Here is a 15,825-nt window from a genome sequence, read left to right as displayed (position 1 = left end):
CTGCTCGGGCCGCACGCGAGCGGTCTGCGGGCGAGGGGCGAGCGGTGCTAGAGGACGTGGCCGGGGCGGCCGTCGTCGGTGATCACCGGGCGGCCCGCGGCGGCCCAGGACTGCATGCCGCCGTCGATGTTCACCGCGTCGATGCCCTGCTGCACCAGATACATGGTGACCTGGGCGGACCGGCCGCCGGAGCGGCAGATCACGTGGACACGGCCGTCCTGCGGGGCGGCCTCGGTCAGCTCGCCGTACCGGGCCACGAACTCACTGGTCGGGATGTGCAGCGCTCCCTCGGCGTGGCCCGCCTGCCATTCGTCGTCCTCACGGACGTCCAGCAGGAAGTCGTCGTCCTTGAGGTCCGTGACACCGACGGTGGGCACACCAGCTCCGAAATTCATGCCTCCGACGCTACCCGACGACGGGCGCGGATCACTCCTGCGCCAGCAGGGCCGCCAGTTCCTCCTCGCGCCGGGCGATGTCGGCGCGGAGCTTGTCGGCGATCTCGTCCAGCAGCGCGTCGGGGTCGTCCGGGGCGAGGCGGAGCATGCCGGCGATGGCGCCGTCCTCCAGTTCGCGGGCGACCAGGTTGAGCAGCTCCTTGCGCTGGGAGAGCCATTCGAGGCGGGCGTACAGCTCCTCGGCGGGGCTCGGGCGCCGCTCGGGCGGTACCGGCCCGGCCGCCCATTCCTCGGCCAGTTCCCTCAGCAGGGCCTCGTCACCGCGGGCGTAGGCGGCGTTGACGCGGGTGAGGAACTCCTCGCGGCGGGTGCGCTCGTCCTCCTCCTGCGCCAGGTCGGGGTGGGCCTTGCGGGCGAGGTCGCGGTACAGCTTGCGGGCCTCCTCGCTGGGCCGAACCCGCTCCGGGGGGCGTACCGCCTGGTCGGTGAGCATGGCGGCGGCCTCGGGATAGAGGCCGTGGCCGTCCATCCAGCCGTGCATCAGCTCCTCGACGCCGGGAATCGGCAGGACGTTGGCACGGGCCTCCGCGGCGCGGCGCACATCCTCCGGGTCACCGGTGCGGGCGGCCTTCGCCTCGGCGATCTCGGCATCCAGCTCCTCGAGGCGCAGGTAGAGCGGGCCGAGACGCTGTTCGTGCAGCCGGGAGAAGTTCTCGACCTCGACGCGGAAGGTCTCCACGGCGATCTCGTACTCGATCAACGCCTGCTCGGCGGCCCGTACGGCCTTCTCGAGCCGCGCCTCGGGGCGGGGGGCGTGGGGTTGTTCGGCTTCCGGGGTGCTCACCCGGCCAGCGTAGTCGCTGCGCTCGGCGTGAAAGGGGGACGGAGAGGGGGCGGCCGGATCGGAGCCGGATCTGCGGGGGTGGGCGGGGTGCGGGGGCGGACGTCGCGGAGGGGGCCGGGGCGGACCGTCGGGGGGTGGCCAGGTTGACGGGTTCAGGTTCGTGGCGGCTGGTCGCTCCATTCCCGGCGCTTCGGGGGGCGCCCCCTCCCCCCTCCCCCCTCCCTCCCCTCTCCCCACGCACCCCCACCCCACCCCTCACCCCCACCCCCTCCTACACCCCCACCTCCGCCGCTATCCGGCCCGCCCGTATCGCCGTGAGCAGGGTCGCGTGGTCGGATTCCGTGAGGTCGGCGTAGGTCAGGGCGAAGGTGGCGATGGCGTTGTCCAGGTCCTCGTTCTTGCCGCAGTAGCCGGCGATCAGGCGGGGGTCCGCGCTGTGGGAGTGGGCGCGGGCCAGCAGGGCGCCGGTCATGCGGGCGTAGTCGTCGAGCTGGTCGGCGGCGAGGGCGGCCGGGTCGACGCTGCCCTTGCGGTTGCGGAACTGCCGTACCTGGAAGGGCAGCCCGCTGACCGTGGTCCAGCCGAGCAGGGTGTCGCTGACCACCTGCATCCGCTGCTGCCCGCGCACGACCCGGCGTCCTTCGTGCGCGACCGGCGGGGTCGCGAAGCCGGCGGCGGCAAGGTGCGGGAGCAGCGCGGAGGGGCGGGCCTCCTTCACCTGGAGGACCAGCGGATGCTCGCGGTGGTCGAGGAGCAGGACCACGTACGAGCGGGTGCCGACGCTGCCGGTGCCGACCACGCGGAAGGCCACGTCGTGCACCGTGTGCCGGGCGAGCAGGGGGCGGCGGTCCTCGGGCAGGGTCGTCAGGTACTGCTCCAGGGACGCGGCGACCGCGGCGGCCTCGGCGTCCGGTATCCGGCGCAGCACCGGCGGGGCGTCGGTGAAGCGCCGGCCGCCGTCCGGATGCGGTTCGGTCGACTTCGCCGCGAACCGGCCGCTGGTGTTGGCCCGCGCCTTCTCCGAGACCCGTTGCAGGGTGCCGAGCAGGTCGTGGGCGTCGGCGTGGGAGACCAGTTCCTCGTCCGCGATGGCGTTCCACGCGTCCAGCGCCGGGAGCTTCGCCAGCAGCCGCATGGTGCGGCGGTAGGCGCCGGCCGTGTCCCGTGCCGCGGCGCGGCAGGTGTCCTCGTCGGCACCGGCTTCGCGGCCGGCCAGCACCAGGGAGGTGGCGAGCCGTTTCAGGTCCCACTCCCAGGGGCCGTGCACGGTCTCGTCGAAGTCGTTGAGGTCGATGACGAGGCCGCCGCGGGCGTCACCGTACAGCCCGAAGTTGGCGGCGTGCGCGTCGCCGCAGAGCTGTGCGCCTATCCCGGTCACGGGGGTGCGCGCCAGGTCGTACGCCATGAGTCCGGCGGAACCCCGCAGGAAGGCGAAGGGGGTGGCCGCCATCCGGCCGACGCGGATCGGGGTCAGCTCCGCTATCCGGCCGGCGTTGGACTCGACGACGGCGCGCACCGCGTCCGGGCGGGCGGCGTCCGGTTCGAAGGTGCCGTGGGCGCGGCGCGGCACGCTCGTCCGCAGCGCCTTGCCCTCTTCCTTGGGCGAGCCCTGCCGGGGCCACGCGGCGAACCCGCGCACCCGCGGCAGCCTGCGTGCCCCGTCCTCGGGCTGCTTCGGCCGCTCGCCGCGCTCCTCCTGACACGGCTTACCCATCACGCCCGCACCGCTCCCGGCCACAGTGACCGCCTCCCCCGTACGCATCGAGACGAACATCGACTCGGCACGACCGTACAACCGGTGGGGAAACCGCGTCGGGACCTGTGGACAACCCGGCGGCTGTGGATAACTCGCGCGCGCCGGCCTGCCCGCCCGTCACGGGGAAGTCCGGTGCCGCGGCGGCCGGTTCACTGTTCCGCCGGTCCCGCTCCCGTCTCCCCGCCCAGGTTCTCCGCGAGTTGGAACAGCGCGGGCAGGGCGTTTCCGATGGCTTCGCGTGCGTCGTCGTCCAGCGCGCCGAGTGCGGCGTCGATGCGGCGTTCGTGCGCGGTGGTCCAGGCCGCGAGCTTCTCGCGGCCGGCGTCGGTGAGGGTGACGACGGAGGCCCGGCGGTCGGCGGCGTCGACGTCCCGCGCCACCAGTCCCGCGCTGATCATCTGACCGATCAGCCCGCTGACCGTGCTCGGCGCCAGGCGCCGGCGGGCGGCGAGGTCGCTGATCCGTGCGGGGGAGTGCTCCCCGAGTACCTGGAGCAGTTCGACCTGCGCCATGGGGAGGGTCTCCCACGGGTAGTCGGTGCGGATCGAGGAGCGCAGCGCGCGGCGCAGCCGGGTGACGGCCTCGGTGAGCAGACGGGCTTCGGGGGCCTGTGCGGCCGAACCGGGCCGCGTCTCCCCGGCCGAACCGGGCCGCATGCCACCGGCCGGGCCGGGCCGCGTCTGGGCGGCGGGGCCGGGCGCGGAGGCGTCGGGGCGTGGCTGCGCGGACATGCGGAAAGCGTAGCCGGGCGGCATCCGGAGACGGCCGGTCCGTCCGGGGCTCGGACACCCCCGCCGCCGGCCACGAAGGGGCGGGGGCTCACCGGGGGGCGTAAGAGAGGCCTCTCATCGGAGGTCTTCGGGGCCACCTGGGGTCAAGGCGCTCCGGGGTCGTTCATGGAGAGGCTTCTCAGGGCGCGTTCCCTCCCCCGCCCCGAGCCACGCCGCCCCGACCGCCACCATCGATGCCGCCACCAGGACCGCCCCGGCGGCCACCTGGCTGCCGTCCCGCCCGGCCGCCGCCCCGCCGCCCGCCTGAACCGCGAGCGTGACCAGCGCGACCCCGAGCGCCGTGCCCAGTCCCCGTGTCATGTTCACGAGCCCGCCGCCCGTCCCGGAGCACCGCGCGGGTATCGCGCCCATGATCAGTGCGTTGTTGGCCGGGGTGAACATCCCCAACCCCAGCCCGGTCACCGCGAGCAGCGGCACCAGCTCGCCGATCCCCGGCGGCACGACCAGCAGCGCGGCCATCGCCGCGGTGAAGACTCCCGCCCCGGCCAGGCACCGCCCCCGGTCCGAGAAGCCGCGCGGCAGCACCCGGTCGCCCCCGGTCGCGGCCAGTGCGAACCCGGCCGGGAGCGCGGTGAGCACCAGCCCGGCGGTCAGCTCGGAGGCGCCGCGCGCGGTGAGTACGACCGGTACCAGCACCAGCGGCCCGAAGAGCACCAGGTAGCCGCTGAGGGCGCCCACCAGGCCGTACGCCACCGCCCGTACCCGCAGCAGGGCGAGGTCGAGCAGGGGCGCGGCGGCCCGCCGCTGGCGCCGTACGAAGGCCCATCCCGCGCCGGCGGCGACCATGAACAGCGCCGCCACGCCCCAGTCGGGCACCGGCAGTCCGGAGGCGGCGGAGACGCCCATCAGGGTGCCGGTGGTGGCCGTGGCGAGCAGCAGGAGTCCCGGCCAGTCGAAGCGGGTGACCTTGGTGCGGGCGCGGGTGCGGGGCAGCAGATAGTGGCCGCCGAGCAGCGCGACGACGCCGACGGGCACGTTCACCCAGAACACCCAGCGCCAGCCCAGGGTCGACACCAGGGCGCCGCCGACCGTCGGTCCCAGGGCCAGCCCCAGGGCCTGCGCGGCGGCCTGCACCCCGAGCGCGCCGCGCATCCGCTCGCGGGGCGCGCTGGTGGTCACCAGCGCCACGCTGTTGGCCTGCATCATGGCCGCGCCGGCCGCCTGGACCGCGCGGAACGCCACGAGGGCCGCCAGCGAGGGCGCGAAGCCGGCGGCGGCGGAGGCGAGGGTGAAGACGGCGAAGCCGTAGAGATAGAGCAGTTTGCGGCCGTGGGCGTCGGCCAGTCGTCCCGCGGGCACCAGTAGCGCGACGAGGGCCAGCAGGTAGGCCAGCGAGACCCATTCGACGGCCGCGAGTGAGGCATGGAAGTCGGTGCGCAGACCGCCGTAGGTGAGCGTGACGATGCTGGCGTCGAGCTGGCCCATGAAGGCGCCGAAGCACACCGCGGCCACGGCCAGCCACCAGCTGTTCGGACGTCTGCGGACCGCCTCGGGGCGGGGGCGCTCGGAGGCGAGCAGGGCGAGACCACGGCGTGGGGACGGGTGCGGTCGCGTGTCGGTGCCCATGCCCCCAGATTACATCGGTCACCGAAATACTTGGCTAGCGTCCTATCTCGATCATGACAGCGGGAGCGCGCGTCTCGTCCGCCGAACGCACCGGGAACCGTCTCCCTGCACCCCCCCCCGGCGGAAAGCCACCGCGGCCACGCCGCACCGATCCGGGCCGACGCATACAACGGGGTCCCTCCGGACGACAGTTGGGAGCCGGGCCAGGAGCCGACGACATTGCCGAGCTCCAAGGCCCAGGCCGCGCCCCGGCCGAGGAGGGCAGGCGCGAGTCCATGCGCCACCGCCAGGTCTTCCCCGGCGAATCCAGCAGCCTCATCCACAGGATGGAACCGGAGGGCGGCGCGCGACCGGGAGCCCGCCGCCATCAACCCCTGAGAGCTTCCTCACACGGCCCGCCCGGCGGTGACTCACCGCCAACCGGGCTTCGTTCGCCATGCCGAGGGGGCGCACACAAGAACGCGGAAAACGGCAATGGGCGACATCGCCATCGCGATGCCGCCCATTGCCTCTGTGCGCGAGGGGGGAGTTGAACCCCCACGCCCTTGCGGGCACTGGAACCTGAATCCAGCGCGTCTGCCTATTCCGCCACCCGCGCATTGGGTGTGTCTTCCGGCTTCGGCCCTTTCGGGCTGGCCCCTTCCGACATGCAGAACATTAGCACGTCGTACGGGGTGGGTTCACATCCCTTCCCCAGGGCCCCTGACCAGCCCCTGACCGGTCGGCCCCGGTCCGCCTCCGGCCGCCGCGCGCGCTCCGGCCGCCCGACGCCACGCCCGCCCTCACCGCGCAACCCACCGCGCCCCACCGCACAACCCACCGCACCTCCCCGCGCCCCACCGCACCTCACCGCACGACCCCGCCGCGCCCCACCCCCCACCACGCGCCCCAACCCACCACCGCACGCCCACCGAACCCCCGGCCCCGCGAACCCCGAGCCGCATCCGGAACCGGCCCCGCGACCCCCTACCCGCATCCGGCCCCGGACCCGGACCGCACCGTCCCCGTCCCGCCGCGCCCACCCCTCCGCACCGTGACCGTCCCCACACCCGTGACCATCCGCACAGCGCACGGCCGCTTCACCGCGTATCAAGGAGTCCTGGTTCACGTATCAACCTCGTACCGGTCCCGGTCATCTCCCCAGGAGAGGGGCGGGGGCGGGGCCGGGTGCGGGACACTGGTCTTCGCCCGGCTCTACGATCCATGCCGGGGAGGAGTTCCGAGCGGGGCCGCTGGGGGAACCGGCTGTTTGCCGGGGGCGTGGATACGATCAGTAAGCAGTACCGGCGGTACCGGCAAGGCAACGCACAGAGCACCACACGCACCACACGCACACAGAGCAGGGCAAGGAACCGACAAGGGACGGAGGAGGTGCCCCATGGGAGTCCTGAAGAAGTTCGAGCAGCGTCTCGAAGGTCTGGTGAACGGCACCTTCGCCAAGGTCTTCAAGTCCGAGGTCCAGCCCGTGGAGATCGCCGGCGCGCTCCAGCGCGAGTGCGACAACAACGCGACGATCTGGAACCGCGACCGCACCGTCGTACCCAACGACTTCATCGTGGAGCTCAGCGCGCCCGACTACGAGCGCCTCAGCCCCTACTCCGGCCAGCTCGGCGACGAACTGGCCGGCATGGTGCGCGACTACGCGAAGCAGCAGCGCTACACCTTCATGGGCCCGATCAAGGTGAACCTGGAGAAGGCCGAGGACCTGGACACGGGGCTCTACCGGGTGCGTTCGCGCACCCTCGCCTCCTCCAGCGACCAGCAGGCCCCCGCGCACGGACCGGGCCCCTCCGCGGCCTCGGGCCGGCCGGGCGGCGCCGGATCCGGCGCACCGGGCCAGGGCGGTTACGGCTATCCGCCCGCCATGCCCGCGGGCGCGCCCCCCATGCCCGCCGCCCCGCCGCCCGGCACCCGCCCCGGCGGCTACGGCTACCCGCAGCCCGCCACCCAGCGCCCCGCGGCCGCCCCGATGAGCGGCGGACGCACCCGCTACTGGATCGAGATCAACGGCACCCGCCACCAGATCTCCCGCGCCACCCTGGTGCTGGGCCGCAGCACCGAGGCCGACGTACGGATCGACGACCCCGGCGTCTCCCGCCGGCACTGCGAGATCCGCACCGGTTCGCCCTCCACGATCCAGGACCTCGGTTCCACCAACGGCATCGTGGTGGACGGGCAGCACACCACCCGCGCTACGCTCCGCGACGGCTCGCGGATCGTCGTGGGCAGCACCACCGTTATCTATAGGCAAGCCGAAGGGTGAAGCGGGGGCAATGTCAGAGCTGACCCTCACGGTCATGCGGCTGGGTTTCCTGGCCGTACTGTGGCTGTTCGTGATCGTGGCCGTGCAGGTCATCCGCAGCGACCTGTTCGGTACGCGCGTCACTCAGCGCGGATCGCGTAGGGAGGCCGGGCGGGCCCAGCCCGCGGGCGGCCGCCAGGCCCGGCAGCAGGCCGCGCCCCCGCAGCAGCGCGGCCAGCAGGCCACCGGCGGCGGCCGGCGCGGGCGCAACGCCCCCAGCAAGCTCGTCGTGACCGAGGGCACACTGGCCGGCACCACCGTCGCGCTCCAGGGCCAGACCATCACGCTGGGCCGGGCACACGACTCCACCATCGTGCTGGACGACGACTACGCCTCCAGCCGCCATGCCAGGATCTACCCCGACCGCGACGGCCAGTGGATCGTCGAGGACCTGGGGTCGACGAACGGCACCTACCTGGACCGGTCCCGGCTGACGACCCCCACGCCGATCTCGCTGGGCGCGCCGATCCGCATCGGCAAGACCGTCATCGAGCTGCGGAAGTAGTGCTACATCATGAGTGAGCGCGAGCGGAGCGAGCACGCGGCGGGGGACCGTCTTCCGGTCCCCGGCGCGCTCCCGACCGGAGGGTGGGCAGTGTGGCTCGACACGACCGGCTGCATTCGGAGCCGACGGGCGAGGTGCGCATGAGTCTGTCACTGCGCTTTGCCGCCGGTTCGCACAAGGGCATGATCCGCGAGGGCAACGAGGACTCCGGTTACGCCGGCCCCCGCCTGCTCGCGATCGCCGACGGCATGGGCGGCCAGGCGGCCGGCGAGGTCGCCTCCTCCGAGGTCATCTCCACGCTGGTCACCCTCGACGACGACGTGCCCGGCTCCGACATCCTCACCTCCCTCGGCGTGGCCGTGCAGCGCGCCAACGACCAGCTGCGCTCCATGGTCGAGGACGACCCCCAGCTGGAGGGCATGGGCACCACGCTCACCGCGCTGCTGTGGACGGGGCAGCGGCTCGGCATGGTGCACGTCGGCGACTCGCGCGCCTACCTGCTGCGCGACGGGGTACTCACCCAGATCACCCAGGACCACACCTGGGTGCAGCGGCTCGTGGACGAGGGCCGGATCACCGAGGAAGAGGCCACCACCCACCCGCAGCGCTCGCTGCTGATGCGCGCCCTCGGCAGCGGCGACCACGTCGAGCCCGACCTGTCCATCCGCGAGGTCCGCGCCGGCGACCGGTACCTGATCTGCTCCGACGGCCTGTCCGGCGTCGTCTCCCACCAGACGATGGAGGAGACCCTCGCCAGCTACCAGGGCCCGCAGGAGACCGTGCAGGAGCTGATCCAGCTCGCGCTGCGCGGCGGCGGCCCGGACAACATCACCGTCATCGTGGCCGACGTCCTCGACCTGGACACCGGCGACACCCTCGCGGGCCGGCTGTCCGACCAGCCGGTCGTGGTCGGCGCGGTCGCCGAGAACCAGAGCCACCTGCACGACAACGGGATCATGCAGACCCCGGCCGGCCGCGCCTCCCACCTGGGCCGCCAGGGACACGGCGGCGGCGAGTTCGGCCCGCCCGGCTCCGGTGACACCACCGGATACATCCCGGCGGGCAGCTTCGACGACTACGCCGACGGCGACTTCACCAAGCGAAAGAGCCGCAGATGGCTGAAGGCGTCGCTGTACAGCGCCCTCGCCCTCGCGGTCATCGGCGGCGGCCTGTACGGCGGCTACCGCTGGACGCAGACGCAGTACTACGTCGGCGCCAGCGAGGAGCACGTCGCGCTGTACCGCGGGATCAGCCAGGACCTGGCCTGGGTGTCGCTGTCGAAGATGCAGCAGGACCACCCGGAGATCGAACTCAAGTACCTGCCGTCGTACCAGCAGAAGCAGGTCAGGGCCACGATCGCCGAGGACGGCCTCAAGGACGCCCAGTCGAAGATCCAGGAGCTGGCCGTGCAGGCCTCCGCCTGCAAGAAGGAGGCGGAGCGCCAGGACGCCGAGCGCACCCAGCAGGACAAGCCGCACACCGGCAAGTCCAGCGGGAGCAAGTCCACCGCGAACGGCGCCACCGGCACCATGTCCACCGCCGCCTTCACCCGGACGACCGCGACCGCGAACCCCACGTCGGGCCCGTCCGCGGGTACACCGGGACCTTCGAAGTCTCCGTCCACGACCCAGTCCGCGACCCCCAGCCCCGGCCCCACCCTCTCGGAGGATGAGCAGAAGGTCGTCTCGCTGTGCGGTAAGCAGTAGGCAAGCCGTGAGAGGCCCTGTCACACGATGAGCAGTACGACTAACTCGCCGACACACCACACGTCCACCATCGGCGCGATCGGCGCGCCGAGCCGCCGCAACACCGAGCTGGCCCTGCTGGTCTTCGCGGTGCTGATCCCGGTGTTCGCCTACGCCAACGTGGGCCTGGCCATCGACGACCACGTACCCGCCGGCCTGCTCAGCTACGGCCTGGGCCTCGGCCTGCTGGCCGGCGTGGCCCATCTCGTCGTACGGAAGTTCGCCCCGTACGCCGACCCGCTGCTGCTGCCGCTGGCCACCCTGCTCAACGGGCTCGGGCTCGTCGCCATCTGGCGGCTCGACCAGTCCAAGGCGCTCCAGCAGATCCATGTCGCGGGCGGCAAGGCGACCAACCAGCTGATGTACACGGCGATGGGCATCGCCCTGTTCGTCGCGGTGCTGTACTTCCTCAAGGACCACCGCACGCTCCAGCGCTACACGTACATCTCCATGGTGTCCGCGCTGGTCCTGCTGCTGCTGCCGCTGGTGCCGGGCCTGGGCACCAACGTCTTCGGCGCCAAGATCTGGATCCACGTCGGCAGCTTCAGCATCCAGCCCGGCGAGTTCGCCAAGATCGTGCTGGCGATCTTCTTCGCCGGCTACCTGATGGTGAAGCGCGACGCGCTGGCCCTCGCCAGCCGCCGTGTCATGGGCCTCTACCTGCCGCGCGGCCGGGACCTCGGTCCGATCCTCGTGGTCTGGGCGATGTCCATCCTGATCCTGGTCTTCGAGACCGACCTCGGTACGTCGCTGCTGTTCTTCGGCATGTTCGTGATCATGCTGTACGTCGCCACCGAGCGGACCAGCTGGATCGTCTTCGGTCTGCTGATGTCCGCGGTCGGCGCGGTCGGCGTGGCGAGCTTCGAGCCGCACATCCAGACCCGTGTGCAGGCCTGGCTGAACCCGATGCGCGAGTACCGGCTCAGCCGGATGGTGACCCACGACGGCATCGCCCACTCCGACCAGCTCCAGCAGGCGCTGTGGGCGTTCGGCTCCGGCGGCACCCTCGGCACCGGCTGGGGCCAGGGCCACTCCGAGCTGATCAAGTTCGCCGCCAACTCCGACTTCATCCTCGCCACCTTCGGCGAGGAGCTGGGCCTGGCCGGCCTCATGGCGATCCTGCTGATCTACGGCCTGATCGCGGAACGCGGCGTGCGCACCGCCCTCGCCGCCCGCGACCCGTTCGGCAAGCTGCTCGCCGTCGGCCTCTCCGGTGCCTTCGCGCTCCAGGTGTTCGTCGTGGCCGGCGGTGTGATGGGCCTCATCCCGCTGACCGGTATGACCATGCCGTTCCTCGCGTACGGTGGTTCGTCCGTGATCGCCAACTGGGCGCTCATCGGCATCCTGATCCGCATCAGCGACACCGCCCGCCGCCCCGCACCCGCCCCCGCGGCCAACCCCGACGCCGAGATGACCCAGGTGGTCCGCCCGTCATGAACAAGCCCCTGCGCCGGATCGCGATCTTCTGCGGCCTGCTCGTGCTGGCCCTGCTCGTCCGCGACAACTACCTCCAGTACGTCAAGGCCGACAGCCTGCGCAGCGACCCGAACAACCGCCGGGTCGCCATCGAGCGCTACTCCGCGCCGCGCGGCGACATCATCGTGGACGGCAACCCGATCACCGGCTCGGCCGAGGTCGAGCACGGCGACTTCAAGTACAAGCGCACCTACAAGAACGGGCCCATGTGGGCCCCGGTGACCGGCTACTCCTCCCAGGCCTTCGACGGCAGCCAGCTGGAGAAGCTGGAGGACGGCATCCTCACCGGCAACGACGACCGGCTGTTCTTCCGCAACACCCTGGACATGATCACGGGCAAGCCGAAGCAGGGCGGCAACGTCGTCACCACCCTCAACGCCGCCGCGCAGAAGGCCGCGTACAACGGGCTGAAGTCCGTCGGCGGCAAGGGCGCGGTCGCCGCGCTCGACCCGGCCACCGGCAAGATCCTGGCGCTGGCCTCGTACCCGTCGTACGACCCCTCGACGTTCGCGGGGAACACCGACGAGGACGCCAAGGCCTGGAACAAGCTCCAGAAGAAGAACGACCCGGCCGACCCGACGCTCAACCGGGCGCTGCGCGAGACCTACCCGCCGGGCTCCACCTTCAAGGTGGTCACCGCGGCGGCCGCGCTGGAGAACGGCAAGTACACCTCGGCCGACCAGCCGACCGACTCGCCGCTGCCGTACATCATGCCGGGCACCACGACGCCGCTGCCCAACGAGGGCAACCTGCCCTGCAAGAACGCCACGATGCGGATCGCGCTCCAGTACTCCTGCAACACCGTCTTCGGCAAGATCGGCGCCGACCTCGGCAACGCCAAGATGCTGGCCGAGGCGAAGAAGTTCGGCTTCGACGCGGAGCAGTTCACCCCGGTCCGCTCCAACGCCTCGGTGTTCTCGGACAACATGAACCCCTCGCAGACCGCGCTGTCCTCCATCGGCCAGTACAACACCGCCGCGACCCCGCTCCAGATGGCCATGGTCGCCTCGGCGGTCGCCGACGACGGCAAGCTGATGAAGCCGTACATGGTGGACGAGCTGGAGGCCTCCAACCTCGACCCGGTGGAGAAGACGAAGCCGCAGGAGATGAGCCGGCCGCTGTCGCCGCAGAACGCGCAGATCCTCCAGTCGATGATGGAGACCGTGGTCGACAAGGGCACCGGCACCAACGCCCGGATTCCCGGCGTCAAGGTCGGCGGCAAGACCGGTACCGCCCAGCACGGTGTGGCCAACAGCGCCAACCCGTACGCGTGGTTCATCTCCTACGCCAAGCTCCCCGACGGCAGCTCCCCGGTGGCCGTGGCCGTGGTCGTCGAGGACGAGCACGCCAACCGCGACGACATCTCCGGCGGCGGTCTGGCGGCGCCCATCGCGAAGAACGTGATGAAGGCGGTCATCGACTCCAAGAAGTGACGAGCATCACATCGCTTTCCCAACGACGCACGTTGCGGTACCGGTCCGGTATCGGGATCCGAGCTTGGCCAGGTCATACAAAGCGAGCCGGGTACCGTAGGCCCGGACGGCAGCCTCGGCGCACAGCGATGTGACGGCCGGGACCGACGGAGAGGGCTGGTAGGTAGCTATGGATGAGCCGCGTCGCCTCGGCGGCCGGTACGAGCTGGGCCACGTGCTCGGCCGTGGTGGCATGGCCGAGGTCTACCTCGCGCATGACACCCGGCTCGGCCGCACCGTGGCGGTGAAGACGCTGCGCGCGGACCTCGCGCGCGATCCGTCCTTCCAGGCCCGGTTCCGCCGGGAGGCCCAGTCGGCCGCCTCGCTCAACCATCCCGCGATCGTCGCGGTCTACGACACGGGCGAGGACTACATCGACGGGGTCTCCATCCCGTACATCGTGATGGAGTACGTCGACGGTTCCACCCTGCGCGAGCTGCTCCACTCCGGCCGCAAGCTGCTGCCGGAGCGCGCCATGGAGATGACCATCGGCATCCTCCAGGGCCTGGAGTACGCCCACCGCAACGGCATCGTCCACCGCGACATCAAGCCGGCCAACGTCATGCTGACGCGGGGCGGCCAGGTCAAGGTGATGGACTTCGGCATCGCCCGTGCGATGGGCGACTCCGGCATGACGATGACGCAGACCGCGGCGGTCATCGGCACGGCCCAGTACCTCTCCCCCGAGCAGGCCAAGGGCGAACAGGTCGACGCCCGCTCCGACCTGTACTCCACGGGCTGCCTGCTGTACGAGCTGCTGACCGTCCGGCCCCCCTTCGTCGGCGACTCCCCGGTGGCCGTGGCCTACCAGCACGTCCGCGAGGAGCCGCAGGCGCCCTCCGTCTTCGACCCCGAGATCACCCCCGAGATGGACGCGATCGTCCTCAAGGCGCTGGTCAAGGACCCCGACTACCGCTACCAGTCGGCCGACGAGATGCGCGCCGACATCGAGGCGTGCCTGGACGGCCAGCCGGTCGGCGCCACCGCCGCGATGGGCGCGGTCGGTTACGCCGGCTACGGCGACGACCAGGCGACCACCGCGCTGCGCCAGGAGTCGCCCGCGGCCGCCACGGCCATGCTCCCGCCGATGAACGCGGACGACGGCGGCTTCGGCTACGACGACCGCCCCGACCGGCGCCGCCAGCAGCCGAAGAAGTCGAACACCTCCACGATCCTGCTGATCGTCGCCGGTGTCCTGGTGCTGATCGGCGCCATCCTGATCGGGAAGTACGCGTTCGGCGGGCACGGTGTCGACGACAAGCCCTCGGTGCCCAATTTCGTCGGCATGTCCGAGAAGGACGCCCGCAGCACCGCGGCGAACGTGGACCTGAAGGTCGCCGTCTCCGACCGCAAGCCCTGCGAGAACGAGCCCAAGGGCATGGTGTGCTCGCAGGACCCGGCGAAGGGCACGAAGGTCGACAAGAACACCACCGTCGACCTGGTGATCTCCACGGGCGCGCCCAAGGTCGCCGTGCCGAACGTCCTGGGCCAGACCTTCGATGCCGCCCAGACGGCCCTGACCGGGGACAAGTACCAGTTCAAGGTCGACCGCAAGGACGAGGTCTCCACCCAGCCGGCCGGCACCGTCATCAAGCAGAACCCGGACCTCGGCACGGAGGTCGAGAAGGGCGCCACGATCACCCTCACCGTCGCCAAGGCCGAGGAGAAGGTGACCATTCCGGGCGATGTCATCGGCAAGTCCTGCGACGACGCCAAGGCCGAGCTCCAGGGCATGGGCCTGGTGCCGACCTGCAACGACCAGCCGACCGACAACCCCGACGACGACGGCAAGGTCCTGTCGGTCAACCCGCCGGCCGGCCAGCAGGTCGCCAAGAACACGCCCGTCGCGATCAACGTGGGCAAGGCGCAGAACGACCAGGTCCAGGTGCCGGGCATCCAGGGCAAGAAGCTCGGCGACGTGAAGCAGATGCTCGCCCAGGCGGGTCTCTCGCTCGGCAACGTCACGGGCGCCAACGACGACAACGCGCTGGTCGTCAACTCGAACCCGGCGCCCGGCACCATGGTCAACAAGGGCCAGTCCGTCGACGTGACCGCCATCGGCGGAGGCGGCCAGGGCAACAACGGTGACAACGGCGGGCCGAACCTCTTCGGCGGCATGAACGGCTGACCCCCCGTCGTACGAACGCCAGGGCCCCTGCCGGAATCCTCCGGCAGGGGCCCTGGCGTGTTCCCGGCGAACGCTCAGCGCAGCTCCGGCGGGGGCGTCCGCTTGCCGTCGACCTTCTGCACCCGGACCAGTTCGCCCCACACGATGTAGCGGTAGCGCGAGGTGTAGACGGGGGTGCAGGTGGTCAGCGTGATGTAGTGGCCGGGCTTCTTCCAGCCGGACTCCTTGGGGACCGCGTCGACGACGCCGACGTCGTACTTCGAGGTCTCCGGGAGGATCGAGGCGACCTTGTAGACGTACCAGTCGTCCCGTGTCTCGAAGACGATCGGGTCGCCCTTCTCGAGCTTGTCGATGTTGTGGAACTTCGCGCCGTGGCCGTCGCGGTGGGCGGCCAGGGTGAAGTTCCCCTTCTTGCCGGTCATGGGGAGCATCGCCTTGACCGGGTCGGTGTAGTAGCCGGCGACCCCGTTGTTGAGGACGTCGGTGCTGGTGCCCTTCTCGACCAGGACCGAGCCGTTCTTCATCGCGGGCACGTGCAGGAAGCCGATGCCGTCCTTGGTGTCCAGCGCGCCCGGCCCGCCGCCCGCGCTCTGCGCCCAGTGCTCGCGCACCTTGTCGGCCTGCTTGTCGGCCTTGCGGTCCGCCAGCACGTTCGTCCACCACAGCGAGTAGACGACGAAGAGGCCGAGCAACACGCCCACGGTGATGAGCAGTTCACCGAAGACGCTGACGGCCTGCGCGATCCGGCCCGGACGCCGGCGCGGCTCGGCGGGTTCCGGGTCGGACGCGGCAGTGATTTCCTCGGTCGCTTCGTTCTCGTCGGCGGTCGCTGCCACAGTGTCCTA

General features: G+C 71.5%; 12 protein-coding genes and 1 tRNA gene. 6 read left to right on the top strand and 7 right to left on the bottom strand.

Going from position 1 to position 15,825, the window contains the following annotated elements; all coding sequences use genetic code 11:
- Positions 1 to 47: 47 nt before the first annotated feature.
- The 6 genes from ACZ7EC_RS14495 to ACZ7EC_RS14470 form a co-directional block, all read right to left on the bottom strand.
- Positions 48 to 377, bottom strand: a complete 330-nt coding sequence (locus ACZ7EC_RS14495) for a rhodanese-like domain-containing protein (RefSeq protein WP_397987240.1) — start codon at positions 375 to 377, stop codon at positions 48 to 50.
- 49 nt (positions 378 to 426) lie between these two features.
- A complete protein-coding gene (locus ACZ7EC_RS14490; RefSeq protein ID WP_471062433.1) occupies positions 427 to 1,239 on the bottom strand; it encodes a hypothetical protein in 813 nt (270 codons plus the stop codon).
- Positions 1,240 to 1,510: 271 nt separating this feature from the next.
- On the bottom strand, positions 1,511 to 2,953 hold the full coding sequence (locus ACZ7EC_RS14485; RefSeq protein ID WP_471062431.1) for a DUF2252 domain-containing protein: 1,443 nt from the start codon (positions 2,951 to 2,953) through the stop codon (positions 1,511 to 1,513).
- A gap of 191 nt (positions 2,954 to 3,144) precedes the next feature.
- Positions 3,145 to 3,651 (bottom strand): MarR family winged helix-turn-helix transcriptional regulator, encoded by a 507-nt coding sequence (locus tag ACZ7EC_RS14480; protein ID WP_471062875.1) that lies wholly within the window; start codon positions 3,649 to 3,651, stop codon positions 3,145 to 3,147.
- A 189-nt stretch (positions 3,652 to 3,840) separates the two neighbouring features.
- Complete coding sequence (locus ACZ7EC_RS14475; RefSeq protein ID WP_471062429.1) at positions 3,841 to 5,352, bottom strand: MFS transporter; 1,512 nt, start codon at positions 5,350 to 5,352, stop codon at positions 3,841 to 3,843.
- 514 nt (positions 5,353 to 5,866) lie between these two features.
- A tRNA-Leu gene (locus tag ACZ7EC_RS14470) sits at positions 5,867 to 5,950 on the bottom strand.
- Between the two features lie 780 nt (positions 5,951 to 6,730).
- On the opposite strand from ACZ7EC_RS14470, the gene ACZ7EC_RS14465 reads away from it, so the two are divergent.
- From ACZ7EC_RS14465 to pknB, 6 genes are all read left to right on the top strand, one after another.
- Positions 6,731 to 7,615, top strand: a complete 885-nt coding sequence (locus ACZ7EC_RS14465) for an FhaA domain-containing protein (protein ID WP_471062427.1) — start codon at positions 6,731 to 6,733, stop codon at positions 7,613 to 7,615.
- Positions 7,616 to 7,625: 10 nt separating this feature from the next.
- Positions 7,626 to 8,159: an FHA domain-containing protein FhaB/FipA gene (locus tag ACZ7EC_RS14460; RefSeq protein WP_471062425.1), complete on the top strand. Its 534-nt coding sequence runs from the start codon at positions 7,626 to 7,628 to the stop codon at positions 8,157 to 8,159.
- A gap of 140 nt (positions 8,160 to 8,299) precedes the next feature.
- Positions 8,300 to 9,865 (top strand): Stp1/IreP family PP2C-type Ser/Thr phosphatase, encoded by a 1,566-nt coding sequence (locus ACZ7EC_RS14455; RefSeq protein ID WP_471062423.1) that lies wholly within the window; start codon positions 8,300 to 8,302, stop codon positions 9,863 to 9,865.
- Between the two features lie 27 nt (positions 9,866 to 9,892).
- Positions 9,893 to 11,341 carry an FtsW/RodA/SpoVE family cell cycle protein gene (locus tag ACZ7EC_RS14450; protein ID WP_471062421.1) on the top strand — a complete coding sequence of 483 codons (1,449 nt, stop codon included), beginning with the start codon at positions 9,893 to 9,895 and terminating at the stop codon, positions 11,339 to 11,341.
- Positions 11,338 to 12,813: a peptidoglycan D,D-transpeptidase FtsI family protein gene (locus tag ACZ7EC_RS14445; protein ID WP_471062419.1), complete on the top strand. Its 1,476-nt coding sequence runs from the start codon at positions 11,338 to 11,340 to the stop codon at positions 12,811 to 12,813. Before ACZ7EC_RS14450 ends, ACZ7EC_RS14445 begins: the two co-directional genes overlap by 4 nt.
- A gap of 169 nt (positions 12,814 to 12,982) precedes the next feature.
- The gene (pknB, locus tag ACZ7EC_RS14440; RefSeq protein ID WP_471062417.1) at positions 12,983 to 14,980 is read left to right on the top strand and encodes a Stk1 family PASTA domain-containing Ser/Thr kinase; all 1,998 of its coding nucleotides are present in this window, start codon (positions 12,983 to 12,985) and stop codon (positions 14,978 to 14,980) included.
- 74 nt (positions 14,981 to 15,054) lie between these two features.
- Here the strand turns inward: pknB and ACZ7EC_RS14435 are convergent, their stop codons facing one another.
- On the bottom strand, positions 15,055 to 15,816 hold the full coding sequence (locus ACZ7EC_RS14435; protein WP_471062416.1) for a class E sortase: 762 nt from the start codon (positions 15,814 to 15,816) through the stop codon (positions 15,055 to 15,057).
- Between the last annotated feature and the right edge of the window lie 9 nt (positions 15,817 to 15,825).

The sequence above is a fragment of the Streptomyces sp. NPDC037203 genome (assembly GCF_055605065.1).
This window is presented reverse-complemented; position numbering and strand designations above follow the sequence as displayed.

What these genes read in the sequence shown, in the direction of transcription:
- ACZ7EC_RS14455 (WP_471062423.1), top strand. Translation starts at nt 8,300, where the DNA reads ATGAGTCTGTCACTGCGCTTTGCCGCCGGTTCGCACAAGGGCATGATC.
- ACZ7EC_RS14450 (WP_471062421.1), top strand. Translation starts at nt 9,893, where the DNA reads ATGAGCAGTACGACTAACTCGCCGACACACCACACGTCCACCATCGGC.
- ACZ7EC_RS14485 (WP_471062431.1), bottom strand. Translation starts at nt 2,953, where the DNA reads ATGGGTAAGCCGTGTCAGGAGGAGCGCGGCGAGCGGCCGAAGCAGCCC.
- ACZ7EC_RS14445 (WP_471062419.1), top strand. Translation starts at nt 11,338, where the DNA reads ATGAACAAGCCCCTGCGCCGGATCGCGATCTTCTGCGGCCTGCTCGTG.
- ACZ7EC_RS14460 (WP_471062425.1), top strand. Translation starts at nt 7,626, where the DNA reads ATGTCAGAGCTGACCCTCACGGTCATGCGGCTGGGTTTCCTGGCCGTA.
- ACZ7EC_RS14465 (WP_471062427.1), top strand. Translation starts at nt 6,731, where the DNA reads ATGGGAGTCCTGAAGAAGTTCGAGCAGCGTCTCGAAGGTCTGGTGAAC.
- ACZ7EC_RS14480 (WP_471062875.1), bottom strand. Translation starts at nt 3,651, where the DNA reads ATGCGGCCCGGTTCGGCCGGGGAGACGCGGCCCGGTTCGGCCGCACAG.
- ACZ7EC_RS14475 (WP_471062429.1), bottom strand. Translation starts at nt 5,352, where the DNA reads ATGGGCACCGACACGCGACCGCACCCGTCCCCACGCCGTGGTCTCGCC.
- pknB (WP_471062417.1), top strand. Translation starts at nt 12,983, where the DNA reads ATGGATGAGCCGCGTCGCCTCGGCGGCCGGTACGAGCTGGGCCACGTG.